The organism is Planctomycetaceae bacterium, from assembly GCA_021371795.1.
Classification (GTDB): domain Bacteria; phylum Planctomycetota; class Phycisphaerae; order Sedimentisphaerales; family UBA12454; genus UBA12454.
The window spans coordinates 40,297-57,153 of record JAJFVK010000019.1; the positions used below are offsets into that span (position 1 = coordinate 40,297).

Below are 16,857 nucleotides of genomic sequence, written 5' to 3' on the forward strand. Positions count from 1 at the left end.
TTTACTATTGTTATAGCGTTTTGTCAACATTACAATACAACTGTATTTATAGTACTCAATACATATTTGTGCCGGAGAAAAATATGAAAGAGTTTATAGTAAAACACAAGCAGTATCTTCTTAGCGGCGTTTCTTTTGCAATTCCGTTTATTGCCTGTGGCGGTATTTTGATAGCGGCGGCAATAGCCCTTGCACCAATGGGGGCGACAGGACCTGATTTTTCAAACTCGCCCAAATTACAAGTTATTCTGGATATCGGTGTAACATCTTTTAAGCTGATGTTGCCTGTGCTTGCCGGGTACATATCCTATGCGATTGCAGGCAAGCCCGGTCTGGTGGCCGGTTTTATTGGTGGTTTTCTTTCGGGTGAAATTAACGCAGGTTTTCTTGGCGCTCTTCTGGCGGGCATAATAGCAGGGCATATCGTTAATCTTATAAAGAAACTGCCGGTTCCAAAAATACTTAAACCTGTTATGCCGATTTTAATCATTCCAATTATTTCATCTCTGGCAATCGGAATACTGATGATGAAAGTAATAGGTGTGCCCATTGCGGACTTTATGGTTTTTCTGGGCGAATGGCTCAAGGGGTTGAGTGCCGGTAATGCTGTTGTGCTTGCGGTATTGTTGGGGGCTATGATAGCGTTCGATATGGGCGGGCCTGTCAACAAGGCGGCGTTTTTCTTCGGCGCGGCAATGATAAAAGAAGGAAACGCTTTTGTTATGGGCTCTGTAGCGGCGGCAATATGCACTCCTCCGTTGGGAATGGGACTTGCGACACTGCTTGGCAGAAAAATGTGGGATGAACAGGAAAAAGAGGCCGGCATCGCTGCTTTGGGTATGGGGCTTATGGGCATTACGGAAGGCGCAATACCTTTCGCTGCGTCCGACCCGTTCCGTGTTATTCCCTGCATAATGGTTGGTTCTATTACCGCCGCGGTTATCGCGATGCTCGGCAAGGCACAGGATCACGCGCCGCACGGCGGGCCGATAGTTCTGCCGGTTGTGGATAATAAAATTCTCTACGTCATAGCAATATTATGCGGTACGTTTGTAACCGCGGTATTAATAAATCTGGTGAAGAAAATAACTTCCGCTAAAAAAGGAGCGTAATATGAAATTTGTTGCGATAACAGCTTGTCCGACTGGTGTGGCTCATACGTATATGGCTGCTGAACAGCTTGCAAAAACAGCGAAAAAGCTTGGACACGAAATAAAAGTCGAAACGCAGGGCGCGATGGGGATTGAGAACGAACTTACTGACAAGGACATAGCCTCTGCTGATGCGGTGATTTTTGCCGTTGATATTATGATCGAAAAAGAAGAACGCTTTGACAATATTCCAAAAATCAGGGCGTCCGTGCAGGAGGCAATTAAAAATCCTGAAGCTGTTTTCTCGCGTCAGGCAAAATAATAACTTAATTATTTATGGGTGCTTAGTTGTCATTGGAATATAGGTTTATATGTCCGTTAAAAAATGGGATTCACGCAAGGCCCGCAAACGCTTTGGAATTGATTGCGACAAAATATCGTTCCGATGTCTTACTGCAAAATGAACGAAATTCGCGAACGGCTAACGTAAAAAGCGTTCTTTCAATGATAAGTGCGGATTTCAAGTTGGATGATTCCTGCCGGCTGATTGTTAGTGGCGATGACGAACAGGTTGCTTATGATGCGGTCATTGTATATTTGAAGGATGGTTTTGCCGAGTCTGATGAGGATTTGCCGCAGGTCGAAGTGGAAGCGGGCGAAGTTTTGATTCCTCCTTCTCTGAAACTTCAGGCCGGAGACTATTATACCGGAACAGTTGTCGTAAAAGGCCTTGCGATGGCCAAAGCGGTTGTTTTGAACAACCTGTTCACGGTGAGTATTCCGTCTGCTTGTATGAGTAAGGAGGAAGAACTCTTACGATTCAAAAAAGCGGTAGATACTTTAAAGTGCAAAATTGCTGACAGAATAACGAACAAGGCAAACAGGACAGAGGGGAAAATTCTTGAAGCTCATCTTTCAATTGCATCAGATCCTGAACTGGCTGTGAAGGTTTCGGAATTGATAACAGGCGGATTAAATGCCGGCAATGCGATCGTTAAAGCGTCAGAGTATTTTACTGATGTCCTGAAGAATGCGGAGAGCGAGCTGATTCAGCAGCGGATTTTTGATGTTCAGGAGGTATGTGCCTGTTTTGTTGAAGAGATTTATGGAACAAGGCAGAAAAAGACAGTTCTTACCGAGCCATGTATATGTGTGTCGCAAAATTTGACGCCGAGTCAGTTTCTTAGTCTGGATAAAAACTATATAAAAGGACTTGTGCTGGCTTATGGCGGCTCCACATCGCATACGATAATACTTGCACGTTCATTCGGAATACCGACTATTGTCGGCGTTGAACAGGCGCAAACGAAAATCCGCGGCGGTCAGGAAGTTATTTTGGACGCCAATCTTGGTGTTGTAATTTTACGACAAAGCGAGCAGGTGAAAAGGTATTATCTGTTTGAGCAAAGAAAATTAAATAACCGCAAAAACAGATACGCCGGTTTTACAAAAGCGCAGGCACTAACGGCTGACGGCAGAAAAATCGACGTTGCGGCCAATATTGTTTCGTCGCAGGAGGCCGATATAGTTTTTAATAACGGCGCTCAAGGCATCGGACTGTTTCGTACGGAAATGCTTTATATGCAAAATGACAGCGTTCCGTCGGAAGATGAACAGTTTGTAATATATCAAAAAGCTGCGGTTGCCGCCGCACAAAGGCCGGTTATTATTCGTACGCTCGATATTGGCGGAGATAAGCATTTAACTTGTCTAAATCTTGAGAAGGAGGCTAATCCATTCCTCGGATACAGAGCGGTTAGGATTTATCCTGAATTTGAAAAATTGATTACGGATCAAATTTGTGCGATTGTCAGGGCATCAGCTTTCGGCAATATAAAAATGCTGGTGCCAATGGTTTCCTCGGTTGAAGAAATTCGATGGGTTAAACAAAAAGTTTTAGATATTCAAAAGCAAATGGGTAAAAAAAATATTGCCTTTAATTCGAAGATGCCTGTCGGAATTATGATAGAAGTGCCTTCGACGATTTTTATTCTCGACCAGTTGTGCGATGAAGCGGACTTTTTCAGTATAGGCACAAACGATTTGGCACAGTATATTTTTGCTGTTGACAGGGAAAATAAAAAAATTGCCAAACTTGCCGACAATTTACAGCCGACGTTTTTGCGGGTTCTCAAAACGATTGTTCAGCAAATTCACGCCAGAGGCAAATGGGTCGGTATGTGCGGCGAAATGGCAGGTCAGGTAGAAACTCTGCCGCTGCTTATCGGTCTGGGGCTGGATGAAATCAGTCTTGCCAGTGACAATATTCCCGCGGTCAAGGCAGCTATCCATTCACTTTCATTTGAAAAGTGTAAGGAGATTCTCGAATCCGCGATTGAATGCACTTGTGCGGACGAGGTTCGCAATATACTGACGGCCAATCAGGGTACGCAGAGTTTTTCAATTATAGACAGGGATTTAATCATCACCGATTCCGACAGTATTAATAAGGAGGAGGCAATAAAGGAGGCGGCTGACTTGCTTTTCGCCACCGGCAGAACAGAAAAACCTGAATTTGTTGAACGTGAAGTCTGGAACAGAGAAGCGGTTTATTCGACGGGGCTGGGATATGGTTTTGCCGTTCCGCACTGCAAAAGCGCTTATGCAAGAGCAAATTCAATTTGCCTGATGAAATTCAGGAATGGAATAAGATGGAACCCGAATGATGAAGAAAGTGTAAAAATTTTAATTATGCTGGTCGTCAGGCAGGAAGACGCGGCGGGCGTACATATGCAGGTGTTTTCAAAACTGGCTCGCAAAATTATGTACAGTGATTTCAGAGATTTTCTGCTGGCAAGTGATGACGCCGGTGTGATTCTTAAATTTTTAAAAGAATCTCTTGAAATTAAATAAAAGGTTGATTTTTAAAAGGATGTAACTATGAAAAAGGCAGGGTTAGCATTGATGTTTATTGTGTTTTGTGCCGGCGCCTCGATAGCTGGTGTTTATACCGAAAAATCGAAATGGGAATTATCAAAAGATAAAGTGCTTTATACAGTCGGATATTCGCATCTTGATACGCAATGGCGATGGGATTATCAAAAGACAATCAATGATTATATCAAGGCAACGCTGTATGATAATATTGCTATGCTGGAAAAATATCCTGAATACACATTCAACTTCACCGGTGCAGTCCGCTATGAAATGATGAAGGAATATTATCCTGAAAAATACGAAGAGATGAAAAAATATATCGAGCAGGGCAGATGGTTTGTTTCCGGTTCGAGTTTTGAAGAAGGCGATGCACTTGCTCCTTCCGTTGAATCGCTTATCAGACAGATTTTGCTCGGCAACGAGTATTTCCGCAAGGAATTCGGCAAAATGAGCAGCGATTATATTTTGCCCGACTGTTTTGGCTTTATGGCTCATACGCCTTCGATTTGGGCGCATTGCGGTCTGCTTGGTTTTTCAACGCAGAAACTTACATGGAATTGTGCAGTCGGCATTCCATTTAATATCGGTGTGTGGGAAGGCGTTGACGGTAAATCCTTAGTATGCGCATTCAACCCCGGACATTATTCCGAAGGATTGAACGACAAAGCAGATGCAAATGACCAATGGACACAGAGAATCGAAGAAAACGGTCAGAAGTACGGCTTGTATGCCGATTATCATTATTATGGCATAGGGGACAGTGGCGGCGCTCCGAAAGAAGCATACATTCAAAACTACACCGACTGCGTGAAGAAAGGCGACGGAAAATATAAAATCTTTCTCGCATCTTCAGACCAGTTTTATAAAGATGTTACGCCGCAGCAAAAAGAAAGGCTGCCAAGATACAAAGGCGATTTGCTGCTGATAGAACATTCGGCAGGCTCAATAACCTCGCAGGCGTATATGAAGCGTTTGAATTGTAAAGGTGAACAGCTCGCGGACTCCGCCGAACGCGCTGCCGTCGCGGCAAACCTGCTGGGCGGTATTGTTTATCCGAGTGAGAAATTCGACGCTGCATGGAAAAGAGTTCTGGCAAGTCAGTTCCACGATATTCTGCCGGGCACAAGTATTCCCAGAGCTTATGAATATTCCTGGAACGATGGCATTATCGCGCTTAATTTGTTTTCAGCGGGTCTGACTGATTCTGTCGGCGCAGTAGCAAGAACAATGGATACTAATGTTGACGGCAGAGCAGTGATTGTCTATAACCCTCTGGCGATTGACCGTCAGGATGTCGTTCAGGCGGAACTTGAATATCCGGCAGGCTGTCCGAAGAATATTGAAGTCCTCGGGCCGGACAGGAAAGTCAAGCCGTCGCAAATCATTTCCGACAAAAATAATAAATTGCAAATTCTGTTTGTTGCCGATGTGCCGAGTGTTGGTTTTGCTGTTTACAATGTAAAGCCGAGCGAAACTGAACAGAAATTCGATACAGGCTTGAGTGTTGTCGGCAATACGCTTGAAAATAAATATTATAAAGTTGTTATTAACGCAGCCGGCGATATCGAATCAATTTTTGACAAGCAGGCAAACAAGGAACTGCTTGCATCGCCGGCCAGACTTGCGTTCATGAATGGAAAACCGAAAGCCTGGCCAGCGTGGAATATGGACTGGAAAGACCAGAGTAAGCCGCCGGTCGGTTATGTCGATGGTCCCGCTGAAATCAAAATCACAGAGTCAGGCCCTGTCCGTGTGTGCATAAGAGTGGTTCGCAGTAGCAGAAATTCAGTATTTAAACAGTATATCAGACTTGGCGGCGGAGAGGCCGGCAAAATGGTCGAAGTTGAGAACAGAGTCGAATGGCAGACTGGCGGCTGCGCATTGAAAGCGGAATTCCCGCTGACGGTTTCCAATCCGAACGCGACATATAATCTCGGTCTTGGAACAATCGAAAGAGGCAATAACAACGAAAAGAAATACGAAGTGCCTTCGCACGAGTGGTTCGACCTTACAGACACAAGCGGCAATTACGGCGTGAGCATTCTCCAAGACTGCAAATACGGTTCAGATAAACCGGCAGACAATATCGTTAGACTTACATTGCTGTACAGTCCCAACACGGACGACAGAAACGATTACACCGAGCAGTGCTGGCAGGACTGGGGCAAGCACGAAATTAAGTATGCAATTTACGGCCATAAAGGTAATTGGGCTGACGGGATGACATCATGGCAGGCTCGCAGATTTAATCAGCCTTTGACTGTGTTTGAAGCATCGGCTCACAAAGGTAAAGCGGGCAAAGCATGTTCTTTCGCATCACTTAACACAAATCAGGTTGAAGTGCTTGCGATTAAAAAAGCGGAACGTGAAGATGTCGTTGTAGTTCGCGTTAAAGAATTGCTCGGCAAACCCTTAAAGAACGTTCAGCTTTCACTTGGAAATGGCGTTAAATCCGCTTATGAAGTGAACGGTCAGGAATTTAAAATTGGCGAAGCTGTTGTAAAGGATTCGAAGCTGACTTTCGATATGGGCAGCTACGGCATTCGCAGTTTCGCGGTTGAACTGAAATCGCCTGCGCAGAAAATTGCAAAGCCGAATTATGAATTTGTCAAACTTGACTATAACGCTGATGCAATCAGCTCGGACAAGAATAAAGCTGACGGCAAAATGGCACAGGATTGTTCGTATTCGGCAGACCTTGTGCCGGATGTTATCGTAAGTGAAAGCGTTGAATTTGCAACAGGCCCTAAAGCTGACGGTCAAAACAACGTCGCTGTTTGCAAAGGTCAGGAAATTAAACTGCCTAAGGATAAATATAATCGTCTTTACGTCCTTGCCGCTGCTGACGAAGACACAAAAGGTGTTTTCAAAATCGGCTCGCAGGAAACATTATTAGGCGTGCAGAACTGGACGGGCTTTATCGGTCAGTGGTACAATCGTGTATTTGACAGAGAATTTCCCGAAGTGTGTTATGATGGTCGGTTTACTTTAATGGCGATTGATGCGCCGTTTATCAAACGTGATACGATTGCGTGGTTTGGCAAACACCGTCATACGCCCACAGCAAACGATGCTTATAGATTCACTTATATGTTCAAGTATGCGTTGGATGTTCCGGCCGGAGCAAAGACGATTGTTCTTCCGAATAACGACAAGATAAAGATTTTCGCTATGACTGCGGCGAACAATCAAAATGACGCGACAAAACCGGCTTGTCTGCTGTACGATGATTTCACAAACAGAAAGCCAATGGTTTTAAAATGATAGTTACGAACCCTGCCAAAGTTCCCTGTGATTTTGTTTTTCAAGGCAACAAAATCCAAAAGATTCGGGAATTTAAATGTTGGCAGGGCTAATCGCAATATGTCAAATTGGCGTTTATTCCTATAAAAAACCAATTTTGGCAGTTAAAATGGGTAAAACAGTAAAATGCAGTTGTTTGTTGGTAGTTGTTAGTCGTTAGTATATAACGACTTAGAGGAGATTTGAAAAATGGGAACACCGGGGGGTTAAACTGGTACCTTTTTTGCACTATATCTATCACGAAGACACGAAGATTCTAATTATATAGTATAGATTCCCGCCTTGACGGGAATGACAGGGAAATCTTGGTGTTATCTAATTGAATTCGCAAATACTTTTTTTATAAGGAGTTATAGGATGGCAGCGAAAAATTTAGCGTTTAACGCTGATGCACGAGCAGCTTTACTCACAGGCGTTGAGAAACTGGCGCGTGCAGTCAGGTCAACACTTGGACCACGCGGCAGAAATGCAATCATTGATAAAGGCTGGGGCGCACCAAACGTTACAAAAGACGGCGTTACCGTGGCTGAAGAAGTTGACTTGCTCGACAAAGTCGAAAATATGGGCGCAAAGCTCGTAAAAGAAGCGGCAAGCAAGACAAGCAAAATCGCCGGAGACGGCACAACAACTGCGACCGTTTTGACCGAGGCAATTTTCAAAGAAGCATATCGCAATATCGCGGCAGGCGCAGACCCAATGTCTCTTAATAGAGGTATTGCACAGGCCGTTGACGCTGTAATGAAATCGCTTGTAAAACTCGCAAAGCCGGTGGATATCACAAAGAGCGACGATATTGAAAACATCGCATCTATCTCCGCGAACAACGACCACGAAATCGGCAAGATTATGGCCGATGCTTTCACAAAGCTCGGCAAAGACGGCGTTATCACAGTCGAAGAAGGCAAGAGTCTTGATACGACATTGAGTTATGTTGAAGGTATGCAGTTCGACCGCGGTTATCTTTCTCCGAACTTTGTTACAGATCCTGACAATATGAAATGCGAATTAGACAAGCCGTATATTCTTGTCTATGAAGATAAAATCAGCAGCGTTCAGAAACTCGTTCCAATTCTCGAAGCAGTTGCCAAAGCGAAAAAGCCGTTACTTATCATCGCTGAAGATATCGAAGGCGAAGCGCTGGCGACATTGGTTGTTAATAAACTTCGCGGCGTTTTGAATATCGCTGCGGTAAAAGCTCCGGGCTATGGCGACAGACGCAAAGCGATGCTTCAGGATGTTGCGATACTTACAGGCGCAGAGCCGATTTTCAAGGATTTGGGCGTTGAGCTTGATAAAGTAACAATCAAACAGCTCGGCCGTGCAAAGAAAGTTACAATTGATAATGATAATACCGTAATCATCGAAGGCGCAGGCACACAGGACGCCATCAACGGCAGAATCAAAGAAATCAGAAATGAAATCGACTCGACCACGAGCGATTATGACCGTGAAAAACTTCAGGAAAGATTAGCGAAACTGACCGGCGGCGTTGCACAGGTTAATGTCGGCGCGGCAACGGAATCTGAAATGAAGGAAAAGAAAGCACGCATCGAAGATGCACTGCACGCCACACGCGCAGCCATCGAGGAAGGTATTGTTCCCGGCGGCGGCGTTGCTCTTGTTCGCTGCATTGACGCTGTAAAGAAATTGAAACTCGAAGGCGACGAAAAGACCGGTGCGGAAATTATCGCGCACGCTCTGAAAATGCCTTGCTATTATATCGCTGATAACGCAGGTGCTGTCGGCAATATCGTTGTCAATAAAGTATCCGAAGGCCAGGGCGGTTTTGGATATAACGCTGACAAAGACATCTACGAAGACCTCGTCGCAGCCGGCGTTATCGACCCTGTTAAAGTTACGAGAATCGCATTGCAGAACGCCGCATCTGTTGCGGGCTTACTGCTGACTTGCGATTGCGTCGTTACCGAAAAGCCAGAAGAGAAAAAAGCTGGTGCCGGTATGCCTGGTGGTGGTATGGGCGGCGGCATGGGCGGAATGGGTGGCATGGGCGGAATGGGAATGCCTGGCATGGGCGGCATGGGTGGTATGGGCGGAATGGACATGTAATCCAAAAATTAGAAAAAGAATATCGAAATTCGAAAAATATAAATAAAAAATTAACGGAGATATAAAAATGAAACTTAGACCTTTAGATGACAGGATTGTTGTTCAGCCGCAAGAGGCTGAAGCTAAAACCGCAGGCGGAATCGTTCTTCCTGAAACAGCGAAAGAAAAACCATTGATGGGCAAAGTTATTTCAGTCGGCCCGGGCAAAATGCTCGATAACGGCAAACGCAGCGATGTCGCTGTGAAAAAAGGCGACACTGTATTGTTCGGCAAGTACGGCGGAAACGACTTCAAAATTGACGGCGTTGAATATAAAATCCTGCATGAGAGTGATATACTCGGAATAGTTGAGAAGTGAGGTTAATATGGCTAAACAAATGATGTTTGATGATGCGGCAAGAGCACACCTGAAACAGGGATTGTCTCGTCTGGCGGCGGCAGTAAAAGTTACTCTCGGCCCGACAGGCAAAAATGTTCTTCTGCATAAAAGTTACGGTTCACCAAAAATTACAAAAGACGGCGTTTCTGTGAGCAAGGAAATTGAACTGCTCGAGCCGTTCCAGAATATGGGCGCGAAAATGGTCAATCAGGCCGCCAGCAAGACAAGCGATGTTGTCGGCGACGGCACGACCACCGCGACGGTTCTTGCTGAAGCGATTTTTAACGAAGGTTTGAAAAATGTTACCGCGGGCGCAAATCCGATGGCAATCAAACGCGGCATCGATAAGGCCGTTCAGGTAGTTGTTGATTTCATTGCTTCGCAGAGCAAAAAAGTAAAAGGCCACGATGACATTGCCAAAGTTGCCGCAATCAGTGCGAACAACAATAAAGAAGTCGGCGAAATTCTGGCCAACGCAATGGACAAAGTCGGCAAAGAAGGCGTTATCGAAGTTGAAGACGGCAAAGGTTTGCAGACCGAATTGGAAGTTGTTGAAGGTATGCAGATTGACCGCGGATATATTTCGCCATACTTTATGACGAATACAACTACAATGGAAGCGGTTCTTGAAGACGCTTACATTTTGCTGTACGAGAAAAAACTTTCGAGCATCGCGGAAATCGTTCCTCTGCTTGAGAAAATCGCACAGGTCGGCGCACAGTTGATGATTGTCGCAGAAGAAGTCGAAGGCGAAGCTCTGGCGGCTCTGGTTATCAACAGATTGCAGGGCGTTTTGAAAGTTTGTGCTATCAAGGCACCAGGCTTTGGCGACAGACGCAAAGCGATGCTCGGCGATATCGCGGCTCTTACCGGCGGCGAGCTGATTACCGAAGACCTCGGTGTAAAACTTGAAAAAATAGAACTCGCACAACTCGGCAAAGCGAAAAAGATTGTTGTCGGCAAAGAAAACACGACAATCATCGAAGGCGCAGGCACAAAGAAAGCGATTACTGCCCGCTGCGAACAGATTCGCAAACAGGCTGAAGCGACAACGAGCGAATATGACCGTGAGAAACTTCAGGAAAGACTCGCGAAACTGACAGGCGGTGTAGCTGTTATTAAAGCAGGCGCTGCGACTGAAACTGAAATGAAAGAACGCAAAGACCTTTTAGACGACGCACTGCACGCAACGAAAGCTGCTGCGGAAGAAGGCGTTGTTGCCGGCGGCGGAGTTATTTATCTGCGGGCGATTGAAAAAGTCAAAGCGGCAGGAAAACAGGCCGGCGGCGATGAAAAAATCGGATACGATATTATCGCGGCGGCCTTGAAGGCTCCGACAAAACAGATTGCCGACAACGGCGATGAAGACGGCGATGTTATCGTCTCGAAATTGCTCGAACAGTCAGGCAATATGGGTTATGATGCAAACGCAGGCAAATTCGTCGATATGATTGAGGCTGGAATTATTGACCCGGCCAAAGTATCGCGAAGCGCACTGCAGAACGCCGCATCGGTTGCCGGTTTGATGCTGACGACTAATGTTTTGATTACCGATTTAAAAGACGATGACAAAGACAAACCTGCTATTGAAGGCTCTGTTAGATAGTTAAATGGCTAAACGCGATTACTACGAAGTTTTGGGCGTGGAAAAAACCGCGAGTGCGGACGATATCAAACGTGCATATCGTCGGCTTGCGATAAAGTATCACCCTGATAAAAATCCCGGTGACAAAGAAGCCGAGGCAAAGTTTAAGGAATGCGCCGAGGCGTACGAAGTTTTGAGCGACAGCGAAAAACGCGCTCGATACGACCAATACGGCCACGATGGTTTGCGAGGCTCCGGCATTCACGACTATTCAAGAATGAACGTTGATGATATCTTCGGGGCGTTGAACCTCGAAGATATCCTCGGCGATTTGTTCGGTTTAGGAGGCGGACGCGCAAGACGCGGCGGCGGGTCTGGCAGGGGCCCCAAAAAAGGCTACGACCTCGAAACCGTAGTCGAGCTTACATTGGACGACGTAGCTAAAGGCGTTGAAAAGAGCATCGAGTTTACGCGTCAGGATTTATGCGAAGAATGCACAGGCACAGGCTCCGCGAAAGGCAGCAGTCCGGCTAAATGCCCGACTTGCGGCGGTGCTGGGCAGGTAGTACGCGGCGGCGGTTTTTTCCAGATGGCATCAACATGTCCGCAGTGCAAAGGCACAGGAAAGATTATTAAAGACCCGTGCAAAAAATGCAGAGGCGGCGGCAGGATGTCCAAAAAACGCCTTGTTACCATAAAGATTCCCGCAGGCGTGCACGAAGGACAAAGTGTGCGAATCGGCGGCGAAGGCGAACCCGGCGCTGACGGCGGCCCGCGAGGCGATTTGTACTGTTATGTAAAAGTCAAAGAGCATCCGTTCCTGCAAAGAGACGGCATTGACCTTATCGCGACTATTCCTGTAAGCTTTACGCAGGCTGCGCTCGGCGGCGAAATCGAAGTGCCGAGCCTTACCGGTATGCGGGAATTAAAAATACCGCCCGGCACGCAATATGGCGATGTGTTCAGAATCAAAGGCCAGGGCTTGCCGGACATGCGCACAAAACGCAGCGGCGATGAGCTTGTGCAGGTTATGGTCGAGATACCGAAAAAGCTAAACAGCCAGCAGGAAGAGCTTCTGCGGCAGTTTGCGAAAACTGAAGACAAAATTGTTTTGCCGAAGACAAAAGGTTTTTTTGAAAAACTGAAGGAACATTTCAATAATAAATAGGTAAAAGTATGAGTAAAGAAGATTCAAAAGAACCGGTTGAAAAGTCGGAAAATAAAGAAGACAAAAAAGAAAATCAGCTTGAAAAACTTCAGGCTGAAAAAGATGAAATTTTCGAAAGGCTCCAGCGCGTCAGCGCCGAGTTCGTCAATTATCAGAAACGTTCCGTTAGGCAGATTTCAGAATCCGTCGCTTATGAAAAGGAACATATATTAAAATCACTTCTGCCGGTACTGGATAATTTCGAGCACACTTTGGCTCATATCGATAAAATTGAAGGCGCGGCCGAAGTAACAAAAGGCGTCAAAATTATTTATGACCAATGTGTGGCGGCGCTTAAATCGCACGGAGTTGAGCCGATAATAGCGGTCGGCGAAAAATTCGACCCCGCGTTTCATCAGGCTCTTACGCAGAGAAGCGAGCCGGACAAGGAAGAAATGACGGTTCTCGAAGAGTTCAGAACGGGCTACAAACTCGGCGATAAAATTCTTCGTCCGTCGATAGTAATAGTGAATAAAAAAGCTGCCGAGCCGGCTAATGACGAAGCACCTGCTGATGACAGCGGTAGTGAAAACGGAGATTAGCAGCAATGCCGACTTACGATTATAAATGTGAAAACTGCGATCATGGGTTTGAGAAATTTCAATCGATGAGTGCACCTGTTTTGCGTAAATGCCCGAAGTGCGGCAAATCGACTTTGAAAAGACTCATAGGCATAGGCGCAGGAATTATTTTCAAAGGCAGCGGCTTCTATCAGACAGATTACAGAAGCGATTCGTACACACAATCAGCTAAAAAAGAAACCGACAAGAATACAAAAAAAGAAGAGAAGACAGAGACGAAAACAGAAACCAAATCCGAAACAAAAGTGGAAACAAAGAGCGAGCCGAAAAAAACTTCAGAACCAAAGACAGAGAAGAAAGAAAAGAAAAAGTAAATCAGAGCCCTAAGCGTCAGCGCAGGGGAAATAATGGTTTAGCGGTCGCCGGCACGGCGGCCAGTGTCTCAATATATTTCTTGTTGGTGAGACTGTTTGTAGATATAATCCGTCTAAACACTGTGTTTTATAATTTATTCAGTTTTAATCGTGTGAGAAAATTATGAAGCAGAAAATTAAACTTGGCATCGCATTCGTTTGCGGGGCAGTAATCGGAATAATATTATATGCAGATATTTTTTCTGGCCAAGAAAAGCCCGGTGTTTTAACTGGGCCGGTTACTTATGGAGATATTCAAATTAAGCCGGTTACATTTCCTGATGCTGATAATAAAAGATTATTATGTGTTCAGAAAAACAACTACCACTTTGCGGCGTTTTATCAGGATGCAAACGGCACCACAATAAACGGCCTTTTTTTAAATAAAAAAGGTGATATTATTTGCTGCATGAAACCCAAGAGAGAACCGACAGACAGATGGGTTTGTGATTATTCTAATGATAATGAAGAAGGTGAACGATATATAGATATCGATCTTGACGGCAAATTTGATTCGAAATATTTACACGATGCAAATGGTAATATAAAAGAACGATGGATATTCTTTCAAGATGGCTGGATACAAGTCGAAAAAGCGAGTTTTGCAAGGGCGAGAGGACAACAAAATAACTATTATTTTGGCTACGACACAGGCTGGTTAAAAGATGCAAATTCAATTCAAAATGATAAATAACTGCCATGATAAATAAATCCAATCCAGTATTGAATTACATATCTATGCATTGGCGTGGAGAGCTTCCATTGAGTGTCTCGTTTTTGGTCAATGGGCTCTGGCCAAATCTTGCTTTATCTGTTTTGAATGTTTTGCTTAATAACGGTTATATTGACAATCCTGTGGTTGGCATGCACATATTTATTTTTTGTTTTGTATTTTGCATTTTTGTTTTATATCCATGGCAAATTATTGGAATATGGCGTTCAGCGGAAAAACGAATTGAAAAATCCGGAAAATATTTCTGGTCTCGCTGCATTCAAATCATTATTCTTTTAAGAATCGTTTGTTTTTTAGTTGCTATCCATTCCAAAATGCCGGCTTATAAAGATAATTTTCTTTGTATTTTACATTTAAATGAAAAGGCATCCTTAACACTGGAAAAAGATAATACAATTATACATTTGCAGGGCCGGTTAGGATTTGGAAATTCAAAAGATGTCAGTAATATTTTGAAAACTAATCCAGGTATAGATGGAATAATATTGGACAGTATTGGCGGGAGAAGTTATGAAGGCCGTGAACTTGCAAGGATAATATCGGATTATAATCTTAATACATATTCTTTCGAGCAATGCCTATCAGCGGCTACAACAGCATTTATTGGAGGAAGGCACAGGTATTTGGGGCCGGGGGCTGTAATGGGTTTTCATAAATGCGGTTTGGAATATGGCAGGAAAGATATTTTTGGATATCTTGAAAAAGAAAATGTCAAAGATATGTTGATTTTTAAAAAACATGGTATTAACGAAGAGTTCACAAAGAAATCGCATGCCTCTGATGTTCTATGGTATCCAACGACAAAAGAATTGCTGAATGCAGGCGTAATTCATGGAATTGTAAATGAGGATTTGAAGGAAATAAACATTAACAGTGGGATAATAGACGAAAATGAAGTCTTTCAGAGGCCGTGTAATTATCTGCCAAAATAATTATAGTCATCTCTTATGCAATTTTATAGTTATTTTCCCTGCACGATAATCGTCAAATTTGCCGGGTCGGTGGAAATTTCAGCCTGCGGTTGTTCGTCGGTCTTTTCAGAGGATGTCAGAACAGGTTTGTCGACGGTCAGCAATTCCGAACCGCTGTTTTGTCGGGCGAAATAATTTTTCAAAATATCTGTATCCGATGTTTTATTAATTACAGCCAAATCATTTGCGACTCTCATTCGCAGGTTATAATTGTCCGCTTTGCAGATGTCCAAAGTCTGGCGTGCGGAAATGTTGTTTACTGTAACGAATTTACCCGGCTGTTCGGTTCCGACTTCCATAATCGCATCGCTGCATTTCGGCCAGGCGGCGGTCAGTTCACCGAATAAGCCGGCGAGCAGTTTTCTGTCGCAGCTTAGCGAATATCTGACATAATCGGCTTTCCGCTCGACAGACGATGTTTTTTCGAAAAGCGATGTATTCATCAGAGCTTTGCCGATGAGCCAGTCGAGTTCGATGGGATTTTCGGTTACAAGCGTAAGCCTTACGACAAGCGGAACAGCGGGGCCTTTAGGCATTTCGACCGGTTTGTCTTCGGCGGGTTTTGCTATTGCAGGGGTGTCTGCGGCGATAATCTGCGGCTTGGGTTTGCGCCGCAGGATATTATCCGCGAATTTCTGTTGAGTCGATTGTGGAACAAAAACATCCATCACAACATACGAAAGGGCTGCCAGCAGTGCAAACATCGCGGCTGTTGTAAGGAAATGTCTGAAAACGAGTCTGCGTTTCCCTTTTTTGTGCTGATAAAATCCGGTATCCGCAAGGAGCATTTCACGTTCGAGATTATGTGCTACACTTTCGCTGAAGCCTTCCGGTGCAGTAACAGAACGCAGCGAGCCGACCAGTGATTTGTGTCTGTTAATAGTCTCGAACAGCCGGCGGACTTCGGTGTCGTTGTCTATCAGACGTTTTACTTCATTGCTTCTGCGTTCATCGAGTTCGTTGTCGATGTAACTGTTGAGCAATTCTTCTGTGTTTTCAATGTCTTTCATAAGTGATTCAGCTTATCGCTGCCTCGACAATTTCGCGGAGATTTTTTCTGCCGCGGGCAATTCTGCTTTTTACCGTTCCAATTTCCATATCGAGCGTTTGTGCGATTTCAGCGTAGCTCATCTGCTCGATATCACGCAGAACAATTACAGCCCTTTGCTGCGGGTCAAGCTTTTCGAGCGATTTCAAAATCAGGCTGTTTACTTCTTTTTTTGACGCCAGTTCCGAAGGATCCGCCGCTTTATAATCAATCAGATAATCTTTCAACTGCCTGCCTGATTCTTCGTCCAGTTCATTTTGCAAAGATTCAAAATGAACCTTGCGGTTTTTCTGGCAAAAGTTCAGCGTATGATTAACCGCAATTCTGAACAGCCAGGTATAGAAACTGCTTTCAGCCCTGAAATCTTTCAGGCTCTGAATAGCTTTCACAAAGCTGTCCTGCGCAAGTTCGACGGCATCGGCTTCATTTCCGCAAAGTTTGAGAACAGTATTATAAATCCTGTCCTGATACTTCAGCAGCAGCTTCTCAACCGCCGCCATATTGCCGGCTATAGCCTGCGATACAAGCGATGCTTCGTCAATCGTAATGTTGCCGACCACTTTTAATTGTTCCTGTATAAATTTGACCATTGCCGTCTTAAAAAGTTCCCGTGTTTATTAAATAATATCAGAATAGTAGTGGTAAATCCTTGTTTGTTAAGG

At 44.6% G+C, this 16,857-nt stretch carries 14 protein-coding genes; 12 read left to right on the forward strand and 2 right to left on the reverse strand.

Annotated features, from left to right (window positions below):
- Positions 1-83 precede the first annotated feature (83 nt).
- The 12 genes from LLF92_08860 (at position 84) to LLF92_08915 (ending at position 15,108) form a co-directional block, all read left to right on the forward strand.
- Positions 84-1,112: a fructose-specific PTS transporter subunit EIIC gene (locus LLF92_08860; GenBank protein ID MCE5341219.1), complete on the forward strand. Its 1,029-nt coding sequence runs from the start codon at positions 84-86 to the stop codon at positions 1,110-1,112.
- A gap of 1 nt (position 1,113) precedes the next feature.
- Positions 1,114-1,413, forward strand: coding sequence for a PTS fructose transporter subunit IIB (locus LLF92_08865; protein ID MCE5341220.1), 300 nt, complete (start codon positions 1,114-1,116; stop codon positions 1,411-1,413).
- A gap of 26 nt (positions 1,414-1,439) precedes the next feature.
- Positions 1,440-3,944, forward strand: coding sequence for a phosphoenolpyruvate--protein phosphotransferase (ptsP, locus tag LLF92_08870; protein ID MCE5341221.1), 2,505 nt, complete (start codon positions 1,440-1,442; stop codon positions 3,942-3,944).
- 27 nt (positions 3,945-3,971) lie between these two features.
- A complete protein-coding gene (locus tag LLF92_08875; protein MCE5341222.1) occupies positions 3,972-7,232 on the forward strand; it encodes a glycosyl hydrolase-related protein in 3,261 nt (1,086 codons plus the stop codon).
- A 396-nt stretch (positions 7,233-7,628) separates the two neighbouring features.
- Positions 7,629-9,338, forward strand: a complete 1,710-nt coding sequence (gene groL / locus LLF92_08880; protein MCE5341223.1) for a chaperonin GroEL — start codon at positions 7,629-7,631, stop codon at positions 9,336-9,338.
- 67 nt (positions 9,339-9,405) lie between these two features.
- Positions 9,406-9,696 carry a co-chaperone GroES gene (gene groES, locus LLF92_08885; GenBank protein ID MCE5341224.1) on the forward strand — a complete coding sequence of 97 codons (291 nt, stop codon included), beginning with the start codon at positions 9,406-9,408 and terminating at the stop codon, positions 9,694-9,696.
- Positions 9,697-9,703: 7 nt separating this feature from the next.
- On the forward strand, positions 9,704-11,323 hold the full coding sequence (gene groL / locus LLF92_08890; GenBank protein ID MCE5341225.1) for a chaperonin GroEL: 1,620 nt from the start codon (positions 9,704-9,706) through the stop codon (positions 11,321-11,323).
- 4 nt (positions 11,324-11,327) lie between these two features.
- Complete coding sequence (dnaJ, locus tag LLF92_08895) at positions 11,328-12,470, forward strand: molecular chaperone DnaJ (protein MCE5341226.1); 1,143 nt, start codon at positions 11,328-11,330, stop codon at positions 12,468-12,470.
- A gap of 8 nt (positions 12,471-12,478) precedes the next feature.
- Positions 12,479-13,051, forward strand: a complete 573-nt coding sequence (gene grpE, locus LLF92_08900) for a nucleotide exchange factor GrpE (protein MCE5341227.1) — start codon at positions 12,479-12,481, stop codon at positions 13,049-13,051.
- A 5-nt stretch (positions 13,052-13,056) separates the two neighbouring features.
- Entirely contained in the window at positions 13,057-13,404 is a 348-nt protein-coding gene (locus LLF92_08905; protein ID MCE5341228.1) for a zinc ribbon domain-containing protein, read from the forward strand.
- 163 nt (positions 13,405-13,567) lie between these two features.
- Positions 13,568-14,137: a hypothetical protein gene (locus LLF92_08910; GenBank protein ID MCE5341229.1), complete on the forward strand. Its 570-nt coding sequence runs from the start codon at positions 13,568-13,570 to the stop codon at positions 14,135-14,137.
- Between the two features lie 5 nt (positions 14,138-14,142).
- Positions 14,143-15,108 carry a hypothetical protein gene (locus tag LLF92_08915; protein MCE5341230.1) on the forward strand — a complete coding sequence of 322 codons (966 nt, stop codon included), beginning with the start codon at positions 14,143-14,145 and terminating at the stop codon, positions 15,106-15,108.
- Between the two features lie 29 nt (positions 15,109-15,137).
- Here the strand turns inward: LLF92_08915 and LLF92_08920 are convergent, their stop codons facing one another.
- Both LLF92_08920 and LLF92_08925 read right to left on the reverse strand, forming a co-directional pair.
- The gene (locus LLF92_08920; GenBank protein MCE5341231.1) at positions 15,138-16,157 is read right to left on the reverse strand and encodes a hypothetical protein; all 1,020 of its coding nucleotides are present in this window, start codon (positions 16,155-16,157) and stop codon (positions 15,138-15,140) included.
- A 7-nt stretch (positions 16,158-16,164) separates the two neighbouring features.
- A complete protein-coding gene (locus LLF92_08925; GenBank protein MCE5341232.1) occupies positions 16,165-16,785 on the reverse strand; it encodes a sigma-70 family RNA polymerase sigma factor in 621 nt (206 codons plus the stop codon).
- Between the last annotated feature and the right edge of the window lie 72 nt (positions 16,786-16,857).